16 protein-coding genes and 1 pseudogene are annotated in these 21654 nt (G+C 64.9%); 5 read left to right on the plus strand and 12 right to left on the minus strand.

The window, feature by feature from the left end:
* Nucleotides 1-307: 307 nt before the first annotated feature.
* From CHRYSEO8AT_RS02235 to CHRYSEO8AT_RS02265, 7 genes and pseudogenes are all read right to left on the minus strand, one after another.
* A pseudogene (locus tag CHRYSEO8AT_RS02235) lies at nt 308-675 on the minus strand (SDR family NAD(P)-dependent oxidoreductase); the annotation flags it as partial.
* Between the two features lie 145 nt (nt 676-820).
* Nucleotides 821-1729: an ROK family protein gene (locus CHRYSEO8AT_RS02240; protein WP_159845633.1), complete on the minus strand. Its 909-nt coding sequence runs from the start codon at nt 1727-1729 to the stop codon at nt 821-823.
* Nucleotides 1726-2922, minus strand: coding sequence for a Gfo/Idh/MocA family protein (locus tag CHRYSEO8AT_RS02245; RefSeq protein WP_159845636.1), 1197 nt, complete (start codon nt 2920-2922; stop codon nt 1726-1728). The genes CHRYSEO8AT_RS02240 and CHRYSEO8AT_RS02245 overlap by 4 nt, the downstream gene beginning before the upstream one ends.
* A gap of 8 nt (nt 2923-2930) precedes the next feature.
* The gene (locus CHRYSEO8AT_RS02250) at nt 2931-3431 is read right to left on the minus strand and encodes a MerR family transcriptional regulator (RefSeq protein ID WP_159845639.1); all 501 of its coding nucleotides are present in this window, start codon (nt 3429-3431) and stop codon (nt 2931-2933) included.
* Nucleotides 3424-4794 carry an MFS transporter gene (locus tag CHRYSEO8AT_RS02255; RefSeq protein WP_159845642.1) on the minus strand — a complete coding sequence of 457 codons (1371 nt, stop codon included), beginning with the start codon at nt 4792-4794 and terminating at the stop codon, nt 3424-3426. The genes CHRYSEO8AT_RS02250 and CHRYSEO8AT_RS02255 overlap by 8 nt, the downstream gene beginning before the upstream one ends.
* 115 nt (nt 4795-4909) lie before the next feature.
* Nucleotides 4910-6505, minus strand: a complete 1596-nt coding sequence (locus CHRYSEO8AT_RS02260; RefSeq protein ID WP_370514218.1) for an AMP-binding protein — start codon at nt 6503-6505, stop codon at nt 4910-4912.
* 17 nt (nt 6506-6522) lie between these two features.
* Entirely contained in the window at nt 6523-8706 is a 2184-nt protein-coding gene (locus CHRYSEO8AT_RS02265) for a TonB-dependent receptor (protein WP_159845645.1), read from the minus strand.
* Nucleotides 8707-8810: 104 nt separating this feature from the next.
* On the opposite strand from CHRYSEO8AT_RS02265, the gene CHRYSEO8AT_RS02270 reads away from it, so the two are divergent.
* From CHRYSEO8AT_RS02270 to CHRYSEO8AT_RS02280, 3 genes are read left to right on the plus strand one after another with little or no spacing between them, the layout of a single operon-like run.
* Nucleotides 8811-9713, plus strand: a complete 903-nt coding sequence (locus CHRYSEO8AT_RS02270) for an alpha/beta fold hydrolase (protein WP_159845648.1) — start codon at nt 8811-8813, stop codon at nt 9711-9713.
* A gap of 41 nt (nt 9714-9754) precedes the next feature.
* Nucleotides 9755-10936: a lipid-transfer protein gene (locus tag CHRYSEO8AT_RS02275; protein WP_159845651.1), complete on the plus strand. Its 1182-nt coding sequence runs from the start codon at nt 9755-9757 to the stop codon at nt 10934-10936.
* Nucleotide 10937: 1 nt separating this feature from the next.
* Entirely contained in the window at nt 10938-13439 is a 2502-nt protein-coding gene (locus CHRYSEO8AT_RS02280) for a glycoside hydrolase family 2 protein (protein ID WP_159845654.1), read from the plus strand.
* A gap of 12 nt (nt 13440-13451) precedes the next feature.
* Here the strand turns inward: CHRYSEO8AT_RS02280 and CHRYSEO8AT_RS02285 are convergent, their stop codons facing one another.
* The gene (locus tag CHRYSEO8AT_RS02285; RefSeq protein ID WP_370514219.1) at nt 13452-14330 is read right to left on the minus strand and encodes a TetR/AcrR family transcriptional regulator; all 879 of its coding nucleotides are present in this window, start codon (nt 14328-14330) and stop codon (nt 13452-13454) included.
* Nucleotides 14331-14495: 165 nt separating this feature from the next.
* On the opposite strand from CHRYSEO8AT_RS02285, the gene CHRYSEO8AT_RS02290 reads away from it, so the two are divergent.
* Nucleotides 14496-15308 (plus strand): hypothetical protein, encoded by an 813-nt coding sequence (locus CHRYSEO8AT_RS02290; RefSeq protein WP_159845657.1) that lies wholly within the window; start codon nt 14496-14498, stop codon nt 15306-15308.
* Between the two features lie 114 nt (nt 15309-15422).
* Complete coding sequence (locus tag CHRYSEO8AT_RS02295; RefSeq protein ID WP_236547390.1) at nt 15423-16532, plus strand: glycoside hydrolase family 130 protein; 1110 nt, start codon at nt 15423-15425, stop codon at nt 16530-16532.
* Between the two features lie 91 nt (nt 16533-16623).
* Here CHRYSEO8AT_RS02295 and CHRYSEO8AT_RS02300 read toward each other — a convergent pair whose 3' ends face one another.
* The 4 genes from CHRYSEO8AT_RS02300 to CHRYSEO8AT_RS02315 all read right to left on the minus strand — a co-directional run bounded on the left by CHRYSEO8AT_RS02300 (nt 16624) and on the right by CHRYSEO8AT_RS02315 (nt 21650).
* Nucleotides 16624-17955: an MFS transporter gene (locus CHRYSEO8AT_RS02300; protein ID WP_159845660.1), complete on the minus strand. Its 1332-nt coding sequence runs from the start codon at nt 17953-17955 to the stop codon at nt 16624-16626.
* 52 nt (nt 17956-18007) lie between these two features.
* Entirely contained in the window at nt 18008-19258 is a 1251-nt protein-coding gene (locus tag CHRYSEO8AT_RS02305) for a serine hydrolase (RefSeq protein ID WP_159845663.1), read from the minus strand.
* A gap of 5 nt (nt 19259-19263) precedes the next feature.
* A complete protein-coding gene (locus CHRYSEO8AT_RS02310; protein WP_159845666.1) occupies nt 19264-19995 on the minus strand; it encodes a TetR/AcrR family transcriptional regulator in 732 nt (243 codons plus the stop codon).
* A 71-nt stretch (nt 19996-20066) separates the two neighbouring features.
* A complete protein-coding gene (locus CHRYSEO8AT_RS02315) occupies nt 20067-21650 on the minus strand; it encodes an AMP-binding protein (protein WP_370514220.1) in 1584 nt (527 codons plus the stop codon).
* Nucleotides 21651-21654: the final 4 nt, after the last annotated feature.

Here is a 21654-nt window from a genome sequence, read left to right on the forward strand (position 1 = left end):
GGCCTCGACCACATCTCGAAATCGAGGGTCCAGCGGCCTCCCCCCGCGGAACGAGCCCTCGCCGGGTCGGTCGTGGTCGCCCTCCACATCGGCCTCGTGGCCGTCTTTTCCCTGGGGCTGCGGCCTTCGCCGGCCATGGTGGGCGGCGCTCCCGTCATCCAGCTCACCCTGACGCCACGGGCAGTTTCGATGGCGCCAACGCTCCAAGGACCTCGCCGGCGAGCGACACGTCCGCTCATGTTCCAGACGAACCGCTGCAAGCCGATGCCGAGGCGCCGCATCCGCCCCCCCCCCCGACCCCGCGTCNACGTCGACGACGAAGCGGAAATCCTCGATCTCCATCTTGGCGAAGCTTTTGTCGCGCAGGACGCCGGCGTTGTTCACCAGGATGTCGATCCGGCCCCATTTCGCCATCGCCTGATCGACCATCGATTGAACCGCCGCGAAGTCGGTGACGGAGGCGGCGTTGGCGATGGCCTCGCCGCCTGCCCCCTGGATTTCCGCCACGACGGCTTCTGCGGCGCTGGCCGAGCCACCCGAGCCGTCGCGCGCGCCGCCCAGGTCGTTGACCACCACCTTGGCCCCCCGCGCCGCCAGCGCCAAGGCGTGCTCGCGGCCCAGTCCGCCGCCCGCGCCCGTCACGATCGCCACCTGACCATCAAACCGCATCGCCATGTCCCATTCCTCCATAAGTCTTCACCACGCCTTTACGAAGGCTCAACGTCGAAGCGGGCTACTAATCCAACCGTTGTTCCAAGGTGTAATCGGCGCCTCACGCCAACTCCACCGGCCGCGTCCGCGACAAGGCCGTCATCAAGGCTCATGGCCGCCCCCTCGCAGTCGATTGGGACGCGGTTCGGGCCATGATCAGCGCACCTTCCAGCCCCGCGTTCTCAAGCGCGGCTGCGACGATGTAGGGGCCGCCTTCCGCTACGACCGACGCGCCGTAGTCGTTGAGCTCCAGCCTCATCCGAGCTTCGATCTCGGACAGCAGGCCCGGCGCGGACATGACCCCGCCGCCGAAAATGATTTTTTGAGGCGACCAGGCCAGGAGCAGGGAAGCGGACAGCTGACCCAGGTAGTCGCAGACCAGCGCGCGAACCTCGGGCGCAGCGTCCAGCCGCCGCCCGCCCAGGCGCGCCGCCAAGGCAGGTCCTGCCGTCAGCCCTTCGACACAGTCCCTGTGAAAGCCGCAGGCGCTGGGATGATCGTCGCCCTCGGCCCGCCTGATCGGCAGATGGCCGATCTCGGGATGCAGACCGCCTTTCAGCGTCCACCCGTCGATCGCCAGCCCTCCGCCTATTCCAGTCCCGACGGTGATGTAGGCGACGCTGTGAAAGCCCCTCCCCACTCCGAGGGCTTGTTCAGCGATGGCGGCGGCGTTCACATCCGTATCGATGACCACCGGGGCCTGGAGTCGGGTTTTGAGGGCCTGCGTAAGATTGAACCCTGTCCAGCCCGCCTTCGCCGTCGCCAGCATTCGGCCCAGGTTCGGTGAGGCCGGATCGACGATAACGGGACCGAAACTCGCGACGCCGATCCCGCCGATCTGCGCCCCGGCGGGACGCGCCGCCTGGATGGTGGCGACAAGCGTGTCGACAACCCGATCCGGGGTCACGGTCGGAAAACGGGTGTCGGTCAGGGTCCGGCCGGCTTCGTCGATCACCCGACAGACGATCTTGGTGCCGCCGGTTTCGATTCCGACCAGGACAGTGGGCGCGGGCGTCATGGAATGGGCTCCGACAGCGGGTCCGGTCTGGCGACGCGGGAGGCGATGGATCGATCGCCCCCGTGTTCGGCGCAGTCCTGAAGCGCGAGAAGAACCTCAAGCACATGGGCGGCCAGCCGGCCGCTGACGCGGGGTTCGCGCTTCTGCCTCACCGCGCGCGCCAGTTCGATCAGGCCCAACCCACGCCGGTCGCCAAAAAGCGGGGGCGATGTCGGCCCGATCGGTTCGCCCGTCGCTGGATGAAGCCCTGCTTGGACCGTCTGGATCGCTGAGACGATGGTCGCGGCGGCGACAGGCCCTTGTCCTGCGGCTTCGCCGGCGACGGGCGACCAGTCGCCCTCCCCGCGCCCGAGCAAGACTTCGCCCCCGAAAGCATTGGGATCGGGACAGGCCAGCGTGCCGGTCTCGCCATAGAGTTCGATCGGCGGACGGCGATGTTGCGGCACATCCCAGGACAATGTCAGGGCGACGTTGGCGCCGCTCTCGAACAGAAGGACGCCGTTGACGGTGGTGCAGATCTCGACCTGAAGCGTTTGACCCGCGCGGGTCGGGCTGGTGATCGTTCGGTGCGCGCGGGGCGCCGATCCGATCGCTGTTACGCGCGCGATCGGTCCCAACAGATTGACGAGTTGGGTGACCGCATACGGACCAATGTCCAGGAGGGGTCCGCCGCCTCTGCCATAGAAGAATGCGGGGTTCGGATGCCAATGCTCCATGCCGCGCGACGCCATGGTCGCCGAACCGCCGACGATCCGGCCCGCGACGCCATCGTCGACCGCCTTGCGAGCGGCCTGGTGGCCGGGACCAAGGAAGGTGTCCGGCGCGCATCCGATCTTCAAGCCCATCCGGTCCGCCAGATCGATCAGATCGTGGGCGTCCGACAAGGAGGTGGCGAACGGCTTTTCGGTATAGAGATGCTTGCCGGCCGACAGCACCGCACGTCCGATCTGATGGTGAAGCTCGGGCGGCGCGAGATTGACGACCACCGAGATGTCGGGATCGGCCAGCATGGCCTCGGTCGTCATGGCCAGACCGCCATAGCGCCGGGCCTGGTCGGCGGCCGAGACCATGGTTCGACTGGACACCGCCTTTAGACGGACTTCGGACGACCGACTGATCGTGCCGAGATAGGCATGGCTGACCATGCCAGCCCCGATCACGCCGATCGCGGGCAGCGATGGGTCTTTTTTCAATGGCGAGGTCATCCGAAGCCTTGATCCTGGACGGGATGGCTCGTGAGGTTCGGCCGTTCGAGCCGCGTCAGCCCGCCTTCGCCCTCAAGAAATCGACGAAGCGACGCCAGGCGCGATGACAGATCGGCCGCCTGCTGTTCCAGCGTTCGACGCAATGTCATGATGCGCACGGGCTCGGGAACGGTGTCGTCGATGAAGGCGCGGATGTCGGCGATCGCGACGTCCAGGCTCCTGAGCTGAACCACAAGATGAGCGATGTCGCACTGGTTGGGTGTGAAGAGGCGTTCGCCCTGACGCGTGCGGCTCGAATGGAACAGGCCTTCGGCCTCGTAATGGCGCAGCGCCCGCGCCGTAACGCCACAAGACCTGGCCAGGTCACCGATGCGGATCGCCGCTATGGCTGCGCGATCTCTTGGAACGCCGGCTTTCAGCGTTCGGCGTTCGACCGGCAGACGCCTCAGGTCGCGGCTTCGGACCAGCGCGCCGCCGCGTTCAAGAGCCTCAGTCATGAACACCCTCCTTCCCGCCGTCCGGCGCAGTCTCTGCAAGCGCCTCGAGCGACCCCGGGGGCGCCGGCGCATTGGCCATGGCGATCCAGAAGCCGATCAACGAAATGATCCCGGTTAAGACCCCAAGCCAGGCGAGCGCGACGCCCAGGCTGCCGGGTCCGGAGATCACCGAACTGACCCACCCGATGATGACGGCGGCGATTGGCCCGCCGACGATGGTGCCGACGATCTTCAATGCGGCCAGGCAAAGTGCGCGTTCTTCGTTGGGTATCAGGACGGCGATGGCGGCATTGTTGACCAAGCCTACAATAGAGCCTCCGATCAGCAGGAAGAATAAGACCCAGGCGAAGCCGCTGACCGTCGGCATGACAGGATACAGGCTGGCGGGAATGCTCAACGCAGTGGCGATCAGCGCGGGCAAAAGGATGCCGCCGCGCATCTTCAACTTCTGCCCCGCGTCGGCTGCGAAACCGCCGATCACAGACCCGAGCAGGCCAGACACCACAATCACCACCCCAACCCAGACGCCGAACTGACCAGGAGTTTGGTTGTACTGGCGGATCAGCACCGACCCCATCCAGATCGCCGCCGCGCCTTCCGCCAGACCCCCTGCGAAGTTGCCGACGAACAGCGGTCCGAGAAACGCCTTCTGTCGCCAGAAAGCGCGCAAAGCGGCTTTGACGGAAGGATTGGTATTGCCGACCTCGTGGCGGCGGGGCTCCCTCATCAGGAACAGCGGCAGGACACACAGGGCTGATCCGAGCCCGACGAGCAGGTGGGTCTGGCGCCAAGGCGCCATGTCCGGGAACATCGTGAGAGGGTTGGCCTCAAGATATCCGAACAGTGTCCCGCCGATCGCGAAGGACGCACCGGCTCCGGCCCATGCTCCGATTGAGACAACCAGCATCGAGCGACCGCGCCGCTCTGGCACACAGACATCGGCAAGCAAAGAGATCAGCACGGGGAACGCAGTTCCCGCCCCGATACCGGAGACCAATCGAGCGGCGAAGAGGGCGTAGAAGTTGTCGACGAAGGCCATGCCGATCGCGCCCAACGCCCACATCGACGCGAGAACGATTAGAATCCGCGTCCGTGTTCCATGATCGACCAACCAGGCGATCGGCATGGCCAGCAGAGTTGCGGGAATGGCCCCAGCCACGCCGACGATCAGCCCGAGCTGAAGATCGTCAAGACCTAGGTCCGCCTTGGCCGCCTCCTGCAACGGCGCAAGAATGCCGCCGACGGTCAGAGCCGAAAATATAGTCAGCGTCAGAAGCCAGATCACGCTCCACTTCGTCTTGCGCAAAGCGCCGGACGAAGGCGCTGCAAGTTCCGAGGCAGGGCCGGTCGACACGGTTGTCATTGGGTTGTCCTCAAAGCCGGGCGTCGCCCGGTCTGATTAGGTGAGGCGAAAATTCAGGCTGATGCTGCGCGGATCGGCGTCTTGCAGTCTTGCGGCGAGCGTCTGCGGCGGCCGATCATCTCGACGGGTCCCCGAACTCGGCGCGGAGGCGGCTCTTGTCGATCTTGCCCGTCGCGGCCAAGGGCATGCTCGGCACCCTGACGATCCGGTCCGGGATCCACCAGTCGGCTACCCGCCCCTTCAGCGACGCCAAGACGGCCGCCTGGTCCACGTCCTGACCCTGGCGCGGCTCGATCACCATCAGCGGGCGCTCGCCCCATTTGGGGTCGGCGCGGCCGATCACCGCCACTAGGGCGACGTCAGGCAACGCGCCGACGAGACCTTCCATTTCGACGGGATTGATCCACTCGCCGCCCGACTTGATCAGATCCTTGGACCGGCCCGCGATGGTGAGGGCGCCCTGATCGTCGATGACGGCGAGATCCCCGGTGTCGAACCAGCCGTCCGCATCGAGCGCATGGGTCTCGGCGTCGAGATATTGGCGCAGCACGCTGTGGCCGCGCACCTTTAGATGCCCTTCGACATTGCGCTGCTGCGGCAGAGGACTGTTGTCGGCATCCGTAAGCCGGATATCGAGCCCCATCGGCGCCCGTCCCGAAGCCCGCGCGGCACGGGGCTGTGCAGACGGCGGAGAAATGGTGCCGAGGGGCGACAGTTCGGTCATGCCCCAGCTCGTCTGCACGGTGACGTCGAGACGATCTTCGATTCGTTGCAACAGGGCGTCCGGGCAACTCGCGCCGCCCAGAGCCACGCGCTTGAGACTGGGAAGCGCCCCGCCTGTCGCATCCAAATGATCCAGCAGACCCAGCCAGACGGTCGGCACGCCGGTCGCGACGGTCACATTGTGGCGCTGGATCAAACCTGCCAATGCGGCCCCGTCGGTGTGACGCCCCGGCAGGACCATCGCAGCCCCCACCGCCGGCGCGGCGAACGGAATGCCCCAGGCGTTGGCGTGGAACATTGGCACGGCGACCAGGATGCAGTCCGCCGCCGTCAGCGCCAGGGTGTCGGCCTGCATCATCCGCAGCGTGCTCAAATAGTTTGCACGGTGGGTATAGAGTACGCCCTTCGGGGCTCCGGTGGTGCCTGACGTGAAACACAGTCCGGCCGCCGCTCGCTCGTCGAAGTCGCCCCATTCCGCCGGCCGCCCCTGGCTTTCAAGAAGACGTTCCAGTCCAACCCGGTCTTCTGCGCCGCCGTCATCCTCCTCCCCGTCGAGGATGACGACCCGCTCGAGCCTAGGACAGGCCTGGACCAGCGCGTCCGCAAGGGCGGCCAGGCCTCCGCCAACGAACAGCATCCGATCATCGGCCTGGTTGACCATGGCGGCTAGTTGGGCCGCCGTCAGACGAGGGTTCAGGGTGTGACAGACGATCCCCACCCCCATCGCGGCATACCAGACCTCCAGATGGTGCTGGGTGTTCCAGGCCAGGGTGGCGATCCGGTCGCCGGGCTTCAGTCCGGCCGCCAGCAAGGCGCCGGACTGACGGTTGGCGCGATCCCGCAGGTCGCCATAGGTGACGACGCGGTCGCCTCCGCCCGCACTGCCGGTGATGACGGGCGCCCGACCATGCCATTTGGCGGCATGGTCGAGAAACCGGTCAACCGTCAGGCTGTAGTCCTGCATCGATCCTGCGAAATGGGGCGACACCGCACCTAACTCCGACACTAGAAGTTTTTCGTCAGGCGGACGCCGTATTGGCGTGGCGGACCGGCGTAGCGTTGGCCGCTCTTGACCGCACCGACGTATTCCAGGTCGCCCAGGTTCGTGCCGTAGGCCTGTAGCCGCCAATCCCCCGTCGCATTCTCGTACGTCAGTTGCGCGTTGAAGATGTCGCGCGCCTCCAGACGATCCCCGAGGGCTTCGTTGGCGAAAATGGTGCCCCAGGTCTCGGAGATATGGCTGTAGTCCAGTCGCGGCGTCAGTCGGCCGGATCCGAGGGCGAAGGTATATTCCACCCCGGCGCTGACCGTCAGTTCGGGCGCATAGGTCTGGGCGTTGCCCCCGACATTGCGGCAGGTCGTCGAGGCCGGACCAGTCGAAGGATTGCAGTTGCCTGTCAGCGGCCCACGGGCGTCCACGGCGAAAAAGTCAGGCAGTTCCGAGTGAGACACCGAGGCGCCGAAATCGAACCCGAGATTTCCAATCCGGCCCTGAGCGGACGCCTCGAGCCCGTAGATATGGGTCCGCCCTTGGACGTTGCTGATCGCGCTGGACGTCGGCACGACCGGGTCTCCGAGGATGATCTGGAAGTTTTCGTAGATGTTGTAATAGGCGCCGATCTGCGTCCGAAGCCGCCCGTCCAACCATGTGCTCTTCCAGCCGGCCTCATAGTCGAGCACTTCCTCCGACTCGAAGGGCTTCGGCACGACCAGTGAAAGATTGGGTCCGTTCAGCCCCCCGGCCTTATGGCCCGTGGCGACGAAGGCATAGACGAAGTTGTAAGCGTCGACCGTCCAGTTGACGGCGACCTTGCCGGTCACCTTCTCGTGGCTCGTGCGGTCGTCCTGGGCCAGCGACAGCCCTAGCAGTGGAAGGGCGGTAAGCCCGCGGTTCTCTGCGGTCGAGCGCGAGTAACGTGCGCCGACTTGCAGTTCCACCGCGTCCGTCACCTTGTAGGTGATCTGCCCGAAGCCTGCAGCGGTGGTCTTGGGATTGTCGCCCTCCGTCGTCAGATTGACGAGGAAGGGCAAGGGCGGGAACAGCGTCGCAGCGGAAGACCTTCCGCGCGGGAACTGGGTGCGGTCATCCTGGTAGTAGGCTCCAAGGATCCAGCCCAGACGACCTGTGTCGGGCGAAATCAGGTTGAGCTCTTGGGACCAGATGCGTTCGGTCGCGTAGATCTGAACCGTCTGGTTGTTGACTGGCAGTAGGCCGAAGCCGCCGTCCGAATCCGCACGGACCTGCGTCGTACCGTCCTGATATCCGGTGATCGAGCGCAGGGTGACGCCGTTTTTGAATGTGTAGCTGACGTTCAGAATAGACCGGACCGACTCGTCTTTGGCGAGGAAGGGACCATTGGTTCTGATGTTGAACAGGCCGTCGTTCCCGCCGAGCAGGGTGGTCGGATAGCCGCCGAGATCGATGTGGCTGTAATCGGTCTTGAACAGCACACGCAGGTCGTCGTTCGGCTGCCATAGAACACTTATGCGCGCGCTGTTGCTGTCGACGGCGCCTGGATTTCCCAGCGACGCGGCGCCTTGGATCACCGAGTAAAAGCTGTCGCGGGTTTCGCGGTTGGCGGCGAGACGGACTGCCAGGGTGTCGCTGACCGGCAGGTTGACCGCGCCCTGAACTCGAAGGTCGTCATAGGTTCCGTACTGGGCGCTGACGTAACCGCCAAAACCGTCAAGCTCTGGATTACGTTCGGTGATGAAGACTGCGCCGCCAGTGGCGTTCTGGCCGGCGAAAGTGCCTTGCGGTCCCCGCAGCAGCTCCAGACTTTGAATGTCGTAAAATGGCTCGTTCTGGAAATAGGCGGGGAAGACCGCGACCCCGTCGCGATAGGTGACGACGCCGACGCCGATGTTGGAGTTGTTCTCTGTCTTGCCGATGCCGCGAATGTTGAAACTGTTGCCCTGCCCTGAGTTCTGAACCGTCACCGACGGCATCGAGAACTGAAGGGTTTCGATGTTCGTCACGCCCTTGTCCTGCAGCTGTTCGCCGCTGAGAACCGAGGCTGAGACGGCGGTGGTCTGCAAGTTGGTCGTTCGCCGCTCGGCCGTGATGACGACCTCATCGAGGGTCGTTACCTGCCCAGAGGCCTGGGGCGCTTCAGCCGCCTGTGCGTTCGCCACTCCGCTCCACAGCAGCGTGATGACGGATGTGGTGATCCAAAGCTTTCCAGCCATGATGTGAGCCTCCCTCGATATCTGCGTTTCCAAAGGCGATCTCCGTCGCCTGCCTCTTTGTGTTCCACCAAATCTGATCACCGTCAACATTCATTAGTGACACAATGAATGTTGACACACCACAAGGCCGATGGGAGGATTATGCGACGACGCCGCAGAGCGCCGGTTCAGATCGGCGATGCCGACGACCCCCAGGAGGAAGACCAGTGCCATTCACGTCAAACGGTGGAATCCGCCTTCATTGGGAAGAACAGGGCGAGGGACCGCCCATCCTCCTGATCATGGGACACCGGCTAAGCTCGGCCATGTGGTATGCCGCCAAGGAGGGCCTTGGAGATCGCTACCGCCTGATCTGGTTCGACAATCAGGGATCGGGGAAAAGCGGTGCGCGCCGGCGGACGTCTATCGCGCAAATGACTGCGGACGCCGTTGCCGTGCTTGACGCGGCCGGCGTCGACAAGGCCCACATCTATGGTGTCTCTATGGGCGGCGGCATCGCGCTGGAGTTCGGCGCCCGCTACCCGCAAAGGGCGCGTTCACTGATCCTCGGCTGCACCAAGGCCAAGACGCCGGACGGGCCGCCTCGGGGCAAATGGAAGGTCAGCGTGATCTATCGCCTGCTGCCGCTGATCAAGCTGTTCTTGAAGCCGGCCAAGTTCAACAACGGCTACGGCGACAACGCGCCCGAAGATGCGATCGCGCGGGACAAGGAGATAGGCAAAGACGATCCCTTCTCGATGACCGGCGTGATCGCCCAGAGCCACGCCATCATCGACTATTCCATCACGCCTGAAGAGGTCGCGGCGGTCACTCTCCCCGCCCTCGTCCTACACGGCACCCAGGATCTCGCGGTGCCCTATGAGGACGGCAAGACCCTGTCGGAACTGCTGCCGAACGCCCGGCTCGTCACCTTCGAAGGCATCGGCCACAACTATTTCATCGGCGCAGGCGACCGCGCCAACGCCGAAGTCGACCGCTTCATACAGGCTGTCGAAAAGGGCGCCTGAGCTCGCTTACCGAACCCCGCCGCGTCAGTCGGAACACAGACATGTCCAGAACTCTTGTCGCCGGCGTCGGGATGATCCCCTTCGCCAAGCCAGGCCAAAGCGCCGATTGGGATGTGATGGCCGAACAGGCCATCCGCTTCGCCTTGACCGACGCCGGCGTCGGCTATGAGCAAATCCAGCAGGCCTACGCCGGCTATGTTTACGCCGACTCGACGGCCGGGCAGTCCGCTCTTTATCGCGTCGGCTGCACCGGCATTCCCATCGTCAACGTCAACAACAACTGCTCCACGGGCTCGACCGCTCTTTTCCTGGCCCGGCAGATGATCGAGGCAGGCGCCGCCGACTGCGTCCTCGCCTTCGGCTTCGAACAGATGATGCCCGGCGCGCTCGGCGCGGTGTTCAACGATCGCAAGCGCACCCTCGATCACCATCTAACCGTTCAGGAGCAGATCCTGGGCCAGGACGACACCTCGCCGCTTGTCGCGCAACAGTTCGGCGGGGCGGGACTGGACTACCAAAGCCGCTATGGCGTACCCGACGAGGTGTTCGGGATGATCTCGGTGAAGGCGAGACGCCACGCCGTCAACAATCCGATGGCCCTGTTCCGCGACCCCCTCTCCCTCGATGAGGTGATGCAGTCAAAGCGTCTGTATGGCCCCCTCACCCGCTATCAGGCCTGCCCCCCGACCTGCGGGGCGGCGGCCGCCGTATTGGTGTCACCTGACTTTGCGGCGCGTCATGGATTGGACGCCAAAGTCGCGATCCTCGGTCAGGCGATGACCACCGACTATGCGGAGACCTTCTCCAGCCGGTCGATGATAAGCGTCGTCGGCTATGAGATGACCCGCGAGGCCGGTCGCTCGGTCTACGAGCAGGCGGGCGTCGGCCCCGACGATATCCAGGTCGTCGAGCTGCATGACTGTTTCACCGCCAACGAACTGATCAGCTACGAGGGCTTGGGTCTGTGCGAGGAAGGCGGCGCGGAAGCCTATATCCGCGACGGCCTCAACACCTATGGCGGACGCCACGTCGTCAACCCTTCCGGCGGCCTGTTGTCGAAGGGACACCCGCTCGGCGCCACCGGCCTGGCCCAATGCTACGAGCTGACACACCAACTGCGTGGGAGCGCCGACCGCCGTCAGGTTGACGGCGTCCGCCATGCCCTTCAGCACAATCTTGGGCTAGGCGGCGCTTGCGTCGTCACCCTGTATGGAGCCGCCTGACATGATCATGCTGACTGACTGGACGCTGAGGGACTTCGATCCTGGCGCAGGCCTTAACCAGGGCGCAGCGGCAGGAGACGGCGAGGACTGGATCCCCGTCTCGGGGCCCGGCGACACCTATCTGGCCTTGGTCGAGGCGGGTCGGCTCGACCATCCCTATCAGGGGCGCGGCGAACGGCCTGCCGAATGGGTGCGGAACCGCGAATGGTGGTGGCGCTGCGACTTCCAAGCGCCATCTGCACCCTCGGGCGACAGGACGCTGCTTACGTTCGAGGGGTTGGATACCTTCGCCTCTATCTATCTGGATGGCGCGCTTGTCGGTCGAACCGACAACATGTTCATGGAGTACGAGTTCGACGTCACCGATCAGGTTAGACCCGGTGAAACTCACCGGCTGGCGATCTGTTTCGATCCCGCTACGCCCACCATGCTCGCCGCATCCCCGCCGCCATGGCCTGCCTTCAGCGATCGGGTCAGCCGGTCGCGGCGCAACCAGATGCGAAAGGCGCAGTTCGGCTGGGGCTGGGATTGGGGTCCCGACCTGCCCACCGTGGGCGTCTGGAAGCCCGTGCGTATCGAGACCCGCGCAAGTTACCGTATCGCCGGGGTCCGGTTCGACACGCTGTTCGCCTCTGCTGAAACCGCGCGGACGCAGATCACGATCGAGGCTCCGGCCGAAGACGCCCTGACGGTGGAGGTCACCCTCGCCGAGCCGGACGGCGCGACCGTATTCCATCAGCGCTCTCCCTCAGGCGCCGCCTCGTTGGATATCGATCTTCAGCACCCCAAACTCTGGTGGACGGCGGATCTCGGCGATCAGCCCCTCTACACCCTGACGGTTCGCCTCCTCGCAGCCGATCGTCTGGTGGATGAGACCCGCCAGCAGGTCGGGGTTCGCACCGTAGCGCTGGATCAGTCGCCGGATCCTGACGAGCCGGGCGCCACCTTCTTCCGCTTCGTGCTGAACGGCCACCCGATGTTCGCCAAAGGCGCCTGCTGGGTCCCGACGACCTCCTTCGTCGGGGACGTGGCGTCAGAGCCGTATGAGCGGCTCATCGATCAGGCCGTCAACGCCAATATGAACATGATCCGCGTCTGGGGCGGCGGCATCTACGAGCCGGATGCGTTCTACGACCTGTGCGACCGAAAAGGCCTCCTGGTCTGGCAGGACTTCATGTTCGCTTGCGCCCACTATCCCGAAGACGACGCCTTCGTGGCCCTGGTGGAGGCGGAAATCGAGCAGCAGGTCCGGCGTCTGCGCAACCATGCCTGTCTGGCGGTCTGGTGCGGCAACAACGAGAACCAGGCGCTGCACCGGATCAACGAAGACAAGGAGGGCGTCTCCTCTCGGCTCTTCGGTCTGCGGCTCTACGACGAGGTCATGCCGGCCATGCTCGAGCATCTGGATCCGGCCAAAACCTATCGCACCAGCAGCCCCTGGGGCGGAACCAACCCCAACAGCATGTTGGCCGGGGACGTCCACGACTGGACGGTTTGGCACGGATGTCCGCCGATCCCCGAGGATCAGATGATCGGGGAGTTCAGATCCGATCCCGAGGGCGTCTCCTACCTCCGCTACGCAGAAGACATGTCCCGTTTCGTCTCGGAGTTCGGACTACAGGGCGCGCCGGCTCTCGCTACCCTCAAGCGGTGGATGGATCCCGACGACCTCAATCTCGACAACGAGGGCTTCCTCGCCCGGATCAAAGACGAGGCGCGCAAGGCCGACGCCATGATGGAGCCTGTCACCGGCCTGCCGACGACGTTGCAGGACTATGTCGACTTCACCCAGTGGTGCCAGGCAGAAGGCCTCAAGTTCGGGATCGAGCATTTCCGTCGCCGCCGCCCTCACTGCTCGGGCGCCCTGCTGTGGCAGTTTAACGACTGCTGGCCCTGCATAAGCTGGAGCCTGGTAGACTACGACGGCGTGACCAAGGCCAGCTACCATGCGGTACGCCGCGCCTTCGCCCCCGTTCTTGCGTCCTTCCGTCGTGCGGATGACGGGCAGCTCGAACTGTGGATCAGCAACGACAACGCGCGACCGATCGAGGGTGTCGCCGTCCTGGCGTTGCAAGGGCTCGACGGTAGAGAGCGCTCGCGTCAGGACCTGGCGTTTTCCGCACCGGCCGGCGGTCACGCCATCGCGTGGCGGGGCGTGGCGCCGCAAGGCGACGACTGCGTCCTGCGCGTCTGGTCGCCAGACGGCGCCTTCGAAGCCAATCGGTATCTGCCGGAAATCATCGCCAAACTGACGCTTGTCGCCGGCGCCCGTCCGACCGTGTCGGTAACCCGATTGAGCGCCACCGCCCTCCGCATCGATCTGACGGCCGAAGTCTACCTCGCCTTCGTGCACCTAGTGTCCGATCGCGCGGACCTGACCTTCAGCGACAACCATTTCGACCTGGCGGCTGGTGAAGGCAGATCGGTCACCGTGCGTGCGCTCGCGCCCTTGGGGGCGAACGACCTCTCTGTCCGATGCTGGAATGATCGGGGCGCCGGATAGACGCTTCAAGGCCTACAGCGGCGTGGTTCCGTTGCGTTCCTGTTCATAGATCGCGCGGAACCCACCGGCCATGAAGGTGGCCATGCGCCGTTTGATGGAGGCGAAGTCTTCGGAATGGCAAAGCCCGCCGGACAGAACGTCGATCCGGCCAGTCCGCGCAAGGGTCATGATCAGCGACCCTGAAACGAAATGGTAGCCCCAGAAGATGTCTTCGTCGGACATCTCCGGCATCGCCTTCTTCAGCAGGGCGATCAGACGGATGACCACCGGGTCCATCAGCCGGTTCATGATTTCGGACCCCCACTCGGGCGTGTTCGCGACCTGGGCGGCGAGGGCTCCAAAGTTGCGCCAGGCCTCACCCCCCGTGCGATAGGAGTCCAGATCGGTGTCGAGGAAGGCGTGAAGGGCGCCTTCCAGCGTCACCTTGCCCCCGACCGACGCCTCATAGGCATTCATGGCCTCGATCCGCCTGGTTGCGGTGACCGGCGCGCGCCGCTCAATGACCGCGTCGAACAGAGCTTTCTTGTCGTTGAAATAGTAGTGCACCAGCGAGGTGTGAACGCCGATCGCCTTGGCCACCTGCCCGAGCGACACGCCATGCAGGCCGTGGTGCGAAAACAGCGTCTCCGCCGCATCGAGGATCTGCTGCATCGTTTCCGCACGCTGTTCCGACTTGGATCGCGCGCTGGATTTCGGCGTGCCGGCTCGGCGTGGCGATTTAGGTGCTACCAACAAATGTCTCCCGAACGCAGGCTGGCACAGCGAACCTGGATGTAAGATCAGGATAATGAAGCGTGTTCTGCATGTCTTCCAGTTTGGCGGTCTTTCATCGCCGACCGATAGCACGAAGAGGATTGCCGCGCCGACCGCCCCGGCGCCGTCCGCGCGCACAAATCGCACCCCCTATGCGATGCGCCGTCCTCAACGGTCAAAAACCGGAACCGCCCCGTCTCACAAGCATTAATTATAGTGACAATGAATATATAACAGCCGGGCCTTGTCAGCCTTTATGCGTGCTGAATTTATAAAGCACCACGCGTCCCGAAGGAGTTCCCGATGCGTTTAAGCACTTTTGGCCTGATGGTTGGCGCGGCGTCGCTTGCGGCCTGCAGTCCTACAACCGATCGACCCGCCGCCGCACCCGCCGACGCCGTCCAGGTCGATACAGCCGCCTCGCCCCAAGCTGCCCTGCAACCACCTGCCGCCGCCGCAGCGCCCGCACCCGCCCTTGCCCAAAGTGCGGCGCCCCAAACGCCAGCCTCTCAGCCGGCTACGCCGACGAGCCTGTCTGGCTGGACGGGGCAATGGTTCGGGCCGGAGGGTCTGAGCCTTGCGATCCAGCCGGACGGGCCGGGGCGTGTCCGGATCAATCTGAAGGACTCGCTGGACTCCAGCGCGCAATACGTCGGGAACGTGAATCGCGATTCAATCTCCTTCGAGCGTCGCGGCGTAACCGAGACGCTGCGTCGTGGGACGGGCTCTGAAACAGGCTTCTCCTTCTTGCGATCGCGTACGGACTGCCTGATCGTCAGAACGAACCAGGAGGGCTACTGCCGGCCCGCCGCCGCACAGACCAACACGGCGCTGACATCCTGGGTCGGCCGCTGGCAGGGTCCCGAGGGCCTGTTTCTGGACGTCCAACCGGGCGCATCCGGCGATCAGGTCCGGCTGACGGTGAAGGATAATCTGGACAGTCAGGAACGCTACACCGGTCGACTGGACGGCTCGACCATCCGCTTTGAACGGCGCGGCAAGACCGAGACGATCCGCAAGGGCTCGGGCGCTGAAACCGGCTTCTCGTCCCTGCGATCGCGACAGGACTGTGTGATCGTCGTCGCCGGCCAAGAGGGCTATTGCCGCCCTGCCTAACCGGCAAATCGCTTGCACATAGCGCCTCGTGCGCTGGGGTCCCGCTGGCAAGAATGGCGTCTGCGGGACCCCGCCCTACCCGCGCTCACAGGCCCTCTGTGGTGGAGAGACATCTTGAGCTCTAACAGCCCGCCACAGTGGTCCATCGGCCCGTTCAGCCGTCCGACGCGCCTGCTCGAACACAGGCCTGACGTCCGTTTCGACTGCCCTGTCTCGGGTAAACAGGTGGAATGGGCCGCCAAGGACCTCTTCAACCCTGGCGCGGTCGTCCATGAGGACAGGGTCTGCCTGTTGGCGCGCGCCGAGGACAAGGCCACGCGATATTCGGGAACGTCGCGGATCGGTCTGGCCACCAGTCGGGACGGGCTTACATTCGAGCTGGAGCCGGAGCCCGTTCTGTTCCCGGCCGACGACCGTTGGCAGGCGTGGGAATGGCCTGGCGGGCTGGAAGACCCCCGCATCGTGCAGGCGCCGGACGGCCGCTTCATCTGCACCTACACAGCGTTCGACGGAAAGGTCGGCAGCCTTTTCGTGGCGTCATCGACCGATCTGCGAACCTGGACCAAACACGGCCCGGCCTTCGCCGACACCAACTACGTGCGCCTCCCGACCAAATCCGGCGCGATCATAACGCGTGTGCAAGGCGCCCGGCTTGTCGCGGCGCAGATCAACGGCCGCTATTGGATGTATTGGGGCGAGGGCATGATCTTCGGCGCCGTGTCCGATGATCTGATCCAGTGGCGGCCGATCGAAGGCGACGGCTATCCCGACAAATATCTGACCTGGGACCCCGAGGGCGTCGGCCATCTAGGACATTGGAGAAGAAACCGCCTTCCAGGCCGCCCGGGTCTTCGTCCGCTCGCCGCCCCTCGTCGTCGCCGCTTTGACTCCTGGTTGACCGAGCCCGGTCCTCCCGCCGTGCTGACGGACGACGGCGTGGTCCTGATCTACAACGGCGCCAATGCTCCGGACGACGGCGCTGAAGGCATTCCGCCCTTCGCCTACCAGCCCGGCCAGATGCTGTTCGACAGCGAAGATCCCACCGCCGTCATCGCGCGCGCCCAGGCGCCCTTCCTGACCATCGACCCGGTCGAGGCCGACGGACAGGTCGGCAACGTTTGTTTCGCCCAGGGTCTGGTGCTCTTCAAGGGGCAATGGCTGCTCTATCTGGGCCTGGCCGACTCCAGGGTCGGCGTCGCCAAGGCTGAAGCTCTGCCGCGCTGACGACTGGGTGTCGTCGCCGCTCTGCCCCGGCGGTGCAGAGACTTAAACCCACCCGACCTGAAGGTCGGGCCGGTTTGCGCATAACCCTCCATCATCCTCGCGTCGCAGGCGTTTCCGCAGCCGGAGACGGGGCGTAGCGCATGGCGAACACATAGCCGATCAGGGAGATCACGCCCGTCACGACCCCCAGCCAGGTCAGCGTCAATCCCAGACCCGTAGGCCCTTTGAACAGCAGCGTCATCCAGGCGACGACCGCCGCCGTGACGGGTCCGCCGATGATCTTGGCGATGACAGCCAGGGCCGCCAGACTGGTCGCGCGCTCCTCGTTGGGCAGCAGGACGGCGATGGCCGCCGAGTTCACCAGATTGACCACCACCCCGCCCAGCAACAGGGCGAACAGACACCAGGCGAACAGGGTGACCGAGGGCATGATGGGATAGGCGCTGGCGGGGATGCTGAGCGCGGTGGCGATCACGGCGGGCAGAAGGATGGCGCCACGCATCTTCAGCTTCTGGCTGGCGTCTGCGGTGAAGCCGCCGATAACGGAGCCGACGATGCCCGAGGCCAGGATGACGAGGCCGACCCAACCGCCGAACTGGCCCGGCGACTGGCCGTATTGTCGGACTAGGACCGAGCCGATCCAAAGAGCGGCGGCGCCCTCCGCGAAGCCGCCAGCGAAGTTGCCGACATACAGCCAGCCCAGAAAGGTTCGCCGACGCCAAAAAGCCCTGAGTGTCGCCTTGAGGCCTGGATTGACCAGTTCGACCTCGTGGCGGGCGGGCTCGCGGATCAGAAACAGCGGCAGGACCAACAGGGCGGCTCCGATCCCGACCAGCAGATGCACCTCGCGCCACGGCGCCATCCCGGCGACCAGCGCCGTCGGATTGGCCTCCAACCAGCCGAACAGGGTGCCGCCGATGGCGAAGGCTGCCGCCACCCCGCCCCAGGCGCCGATCGAGATCAGCAACATCGAACGCCCCCGCCTCTCGGGCATGCAGACGTCTGCCAGGATGGACACCAGCACCGGGAAGGCCGTGGCCGCCCCGATCCCGGAGACCAGCCGCGCCGCGATCAAACCGTGAAAGTCCTGCGCAAAGGCCGTGCCGATCGTGCCGACCGCCCAGAAGGACGCCAGTATGACCAACAGGCGCGTTCGCGTGTGGTGATCCACCATCCAGGCGATGGGCAGGGACAGGATGGCGGCGGGAATCGCCGTTGCGCTGCCGACAATCAAGGCCAGTTGAAAGTCGCTGAGACCCAGGTCGGCCTTCACCGCCTCCTGGATCGGGGCCAGCAGCCCTCCCACCGTCATCGCCGAAAATATGGTCAGGGTCAGCAGCCAGACCACGCTCCATTTCGTCTTGCGAAAAGCGCTGGGCGGGGCAGGTTTGACGGCGGCGTCGGCAGCTTCGACGGGGGTCATGGTGTTTCCTCGAATGCGGACCTTCAAGCCCGTCTGTTCTTGAGAAGGCGGTTTAGAATTCCGGCCGCGTCAGGGCCGCATAGGTCAGGGTCCGGGCCTTGGCCCTGAACTCTGAGCTGATAGGATCGGCGAGCCGCTGGATCAGGCCGACGAAGACAAGGTCGTTCTGGGGATCGATCCAGAACCAGGTGCCGCCCATGCCGCCCCAGGCCAAGGTGCCTTGCCCCTCGACCGACCCCATACGACGCGGGTCATGGAAAACCGAAAAACCCAGGCCGAAGCCGAAGGCCGGGTTGAAGGGCAGCAGGCGCATCGGATTGGAGACCGCCAACACTGCGTCGGGAATGACGTTCGTCGCCATCAGTTCGACCGTGACCGGCGCCAGGATGCGCACGCCGTCCAGCTCGCCCTTGTTCAAGATCATCTGACAGAAACGGGCATAGTCGGCCGCGGTCGAGACCAGCCCCCCGCCCCCGTCCTGAAGGCGTGGCGGCGCCTTGAAGCTGTTGATCGGCGCATCGAGGACGCTCTTCACCTCCCGCAGCCCGCCTTGCATATCGTCCTCGTAGAAGGTCACAAGACGGTCGGCGTTGTCGCTTCGCGCTTCGAACGCCGTGTCCGTCATACCTAGCGGGCCGAACAGCCTCTCTTGCAGAAAGTCGCCGAACGTCTGGCCGGAAATCCGGCTGACGATCACGCCGAGAAGGCCCGAGGCCACTGAATAGAACCATTCCCCGCCGGGCTGGAACATCAGCGGCAGGGCCGCGATCCGGTCGATGAAGTCCTGATCGCCTTCCGCCTGCAGCACCTGTGCGGCGCGGTAGGCGCGCTCGACCGGATGAAAGTCGAACAAACCATAGGCGAATCCAGCGGTGTGGCTCATCACCTCACGCATCGTCGGCGGACGTTTCGCGTCCTCCAACACCATCTCCCCATCGGCGCCGACGCCGGTGCAGACTTTCAACCCGGCAAACTCGGGGATGAATTTGGTGACCGGATCATCGAGGGTCCACCGGCCTTCCTCGAACAGGATCATCATCGCCACGGCGGCGATGGGCTTGGTCATCGAATAGATGCGGAACAGGGCGTCAGGCGCCAGCGCCGCCTCTTCGTCCAGCGTCGGCTTCCCATGGGTTCGGAAGGCGGCGACCTGTCCATGACGCAGAACCAGCGTCGAGACCCCGGCGACCCGCCCGGCCTCGACCATGCCGGCCATATAGTCGTCCAGCCTTTTCAGCCGTGCGCTGTCGAACCCAAGGTCCTCGGGGCGGGATGCGACAGAAAAACCGGCGAACTCATCCATCGGTCTCAGGCCTTTCGTTCAGTGGCGCGCTGCTGACAGATGGTCAGAAAACCGCCGGCCATGAAGCTGGCCATGCGGGCCTTGATCGCCTCGAAATCCTCGGACTTGCACAGCCCGCCGGACAGGTGATCGATCCGTCCGGTGCGCGCCAGGCTCAGAGTCAGGGCGCCGGTCACGAAATGATACCCCCAGAAGATGTCCTCCTCGGCGGCGTCGGGCATGGCCTTCTTGAGCAGGTCGATAAGTTGCAGAACCACGGGATCGAAATTGTCCCACATCAGCTCCGCGCCCCAAACCGGGGTGTTGTTCAACTGACCGCCCAGGGCGCCGTAGTTCCGCCAGCCCTCGCCGCCCTCGATGTAGAGATTCAGGTCGGTGTCCAGAAAGGCCCGCAGCGCGCCCTCGACCGTCGGATGGTCGCCGGTTTCCTCGGCATAGCGTGTCATCGCCTCGACCCGGCGTCCGATGGTGATGGGCGCGCGACGTTTGACGACCTGTTCGAACAGGTCCTGCTTGTCCTTGAAATAATAGTGCATCAGCGAGGTGTGGACGCCGACCTTCTGCGCCACATCCTTCAGCGTGACGCCGTACATGCCGTGCTTGGAGAACAGGTCCTCGGCCGCGTCGAGCATCTGCTCCAGGCTCTCGGCGCGCTGCTCGGCCTTCGAACGCTTCGGCTTCGTCTTGGCGGCGGCACGATTGGCGGCGACACGTTTGGGGACGGGAGCGTCGATCATCAGTTGTGCTTCCAGACGGGCGGCCGCCTGGGGTGATAAGGGCGCCGACGATTTGAGGATCTCGTCCATCTTTAGGCTGCGCCATAGAGAGCGCGAAGCTCCATCTTGTTGATCTTGCCGGTGGCCGCCAAGGGCATTTGCGGCACGTTCACGATCTGGTCGGGCAGCCACCAGTCGGCCACCCTGCCTTTCAGCGCCGCGACGACCGCCGCATCCTCGACCGTCTCGCCTTGTCGGGGCGCGATCACCATGACTGGCCGTTCGCCCCATTTCGGGTCCGCGCGACCGATCACCGCCACCAAATCCACCGACGGCAGGGCGCCGACGATGTCCTCCATCTCGGCGGGATTGATCCACTCGCCGCCCGACTTGATCAGATCCTTGGACCGCCCCGACAGGGTCAGGTTTCCAGCGTCGTCGATCTGGGCCAGGTCGCCGGTGTCGAACCAGCCTTCGGCGTCCAGAGCCGTTTCGGCATGTCCGTAATAGCGCTCGACCACACTGTGCCCGCGCACTTTCAGCCGCCCGACGACATTGCGCTGCTGCGGAAGGGCGACGCCGTCGGCGTCGAACAACTGCATGTCCAGCCCCATGGCGGTCCGGCCCGAACCCTCCGCCCCGGTCGCGGGCGGCGACAGCGTGCCCATCGGCGAGAGTTCGGTCATGCCCCAGCTGGTCTGGACCCTAACGCCCAGGCGGTTCTCCAGACGTTCGCGCAGGGCGTCGGGAATGCCCGATCCGCCGACGACGATCCTCTTCAGGCTGGGCGTCTCGCCGCCCGTCCGGTCAAGATGATCGACCAGGCCCAGCCAGACGGTCGGCACGCCCATGGCCAGGGTCACGCCGTGACGTCGGATCAGCCCCGCCAGGGCCGCCCCGTCCGTCACCCGCCCAGGCAGGACCATGGTCGCCCCCACGGCCGCCGCAGCGAAGGGCAGGCCCCAGGCGTTGGCGTGGAACATGGGCACCGCCACCAGGACGGCGTCCGACTGGGTAAGAGCGAGGGCGTCGGCTCCAAGACAGCGTAGCGTGTTCAGATAGTTGGACCGGTGGGAATACAGCACCCCCTTCGGCGCCCCGGTCGTGCCGGAGGTGAAACACAGCCCCGCCGGCGTAGCCTCGTCGAACCGGCCCCAGATCTCGGGACGACCGCCCTCCTCCAGCAAGGTCTCAAGTCCCTGCTCCGGCGTGGCGCTTCCCACAGCCGGCTGCTCGCCGTCCAGCAGGATGACGCGTTCGACACAAGCGCAGGCGTTGCAAAGAGCCCGCGCCAAGTCCGTCAGCCCCTGACCGACGATCAGCACCCGATCCTGGGCCTGATCGATCATCGCCGCCAGATGCTCGACCGTCAGTCTGGGGTTCAGCGTATGACAGACCATGCCGACGCCCATGACGGCATACCAGACCTCGACATGGTGTTGGGTGTTCCAGGCCAGGGTCGCGATCCGGTCGCCCGGCCGCAATCCCAAATCCAGAAGCGCGCCGGACAGACGGCTGGCCCTCTCCCTTAGATCCGCATAGCTGATGACCGCGTCATCGCCGTCCGACGAGGCGGTGACGACCGACGCTCCGCCATGCCATTTGGCGGCATGGTCGAGGAACCGGTCGACCGTCAAACCATAGGTCTGCATCGATCCTGACGAGGACGCTGTCACGAAG

This window comes from Brevundimonas sp. G8, from assembly GCF_902506205.1.
Taxonomy (GTDB): domain Bacteria; phylum Pseudomonadota; class Alphaproteobacteria; order Caulobacterales; family Caulobacteraceae; genus Brevundimonas.

Coding starts and splice junctions, on each gene's coding strand:
- CHRYSEO8AT_RS02265 (WP_159845645.1), bottom strand. CDS start 8,706: ATGGCTGGAAAGCTTTGGATCACCACATCCGTCATCACGCTGCTGTGG.
- CHRYSEO8AT_RS02250 (WP_159845639.1), bottom strand. CDS start 3,431: ATGACTGAGGCTCTTGAACGCGGCGGCGCGCTGGTCCGAAGCCGCGAC.
- CHRYSEO8AT_RS02255 (WP_159845642.1), bottom strand. CDS start 4,794: ATGACAACCGTGTCGACCGGCCCTGCCTCGGAACTTGCAGCGCCTTCG.
- CHRYSEO8AT_RS02270 (WP_159845648.1), top strand. CDS start 8,811: ATGAATGTTGACACACCACAAGGCCGATGGGAGGATTATGCGACGACG.
- CHRYSEO8AT_RS02290 (WP_159845657.1), top strand. CDS start 14,496: ATGCGTTTAAGCACTTTTGGCCTGATGGTTGGCGCGGCGTCGCTTGCG.
- CHRYSEO8AT_RS02305 (WP_159845663.1), bottom strand. CDS start 19,258: ATGGATGAGTTCGCCGGTTTTTCTGTCGCATCCCGCCCCGAGGACCTT.
- CHRYSEO8AT_RS02310 (WP_159845666.1), bottom strand. CDS start 19,995: ATGATCGACGCTCCCGTCCCCAAACGTGTCGCCGCCAATCGTGCCGCC.
- CHRYSEO8AT_RS02300 (WP_159845660.1), bottom strand. CDS start 17,955: ATGACCCCCGTCGAAGCTGCCGACGCCGCCGTCAAACCTGCCCCGCCC.
- CHRYSEO8AT_RS02280 (WP_159845654.1), top strand. CDS start 10,938: ATGATCATGCTGACTGACTGGACGCTGAGGGACTTCGATCCTGGCGCA.
- CHRYSEO8AT_RS02240 (WP_159845633.1), bottom strand. CDS start 1,729: ATGACGCCCGCGCCCACTGTCCTGGTCGGAATCGAAACCGGCGGCACC.
- CHRYSEO8AT_RS02275 (WP_159845651.1), top strand. CDS start 9,755: ATGTCCAGAACTCTTGTCGCCGGCGTCGGGATGATCCCCTTCGCCAAG.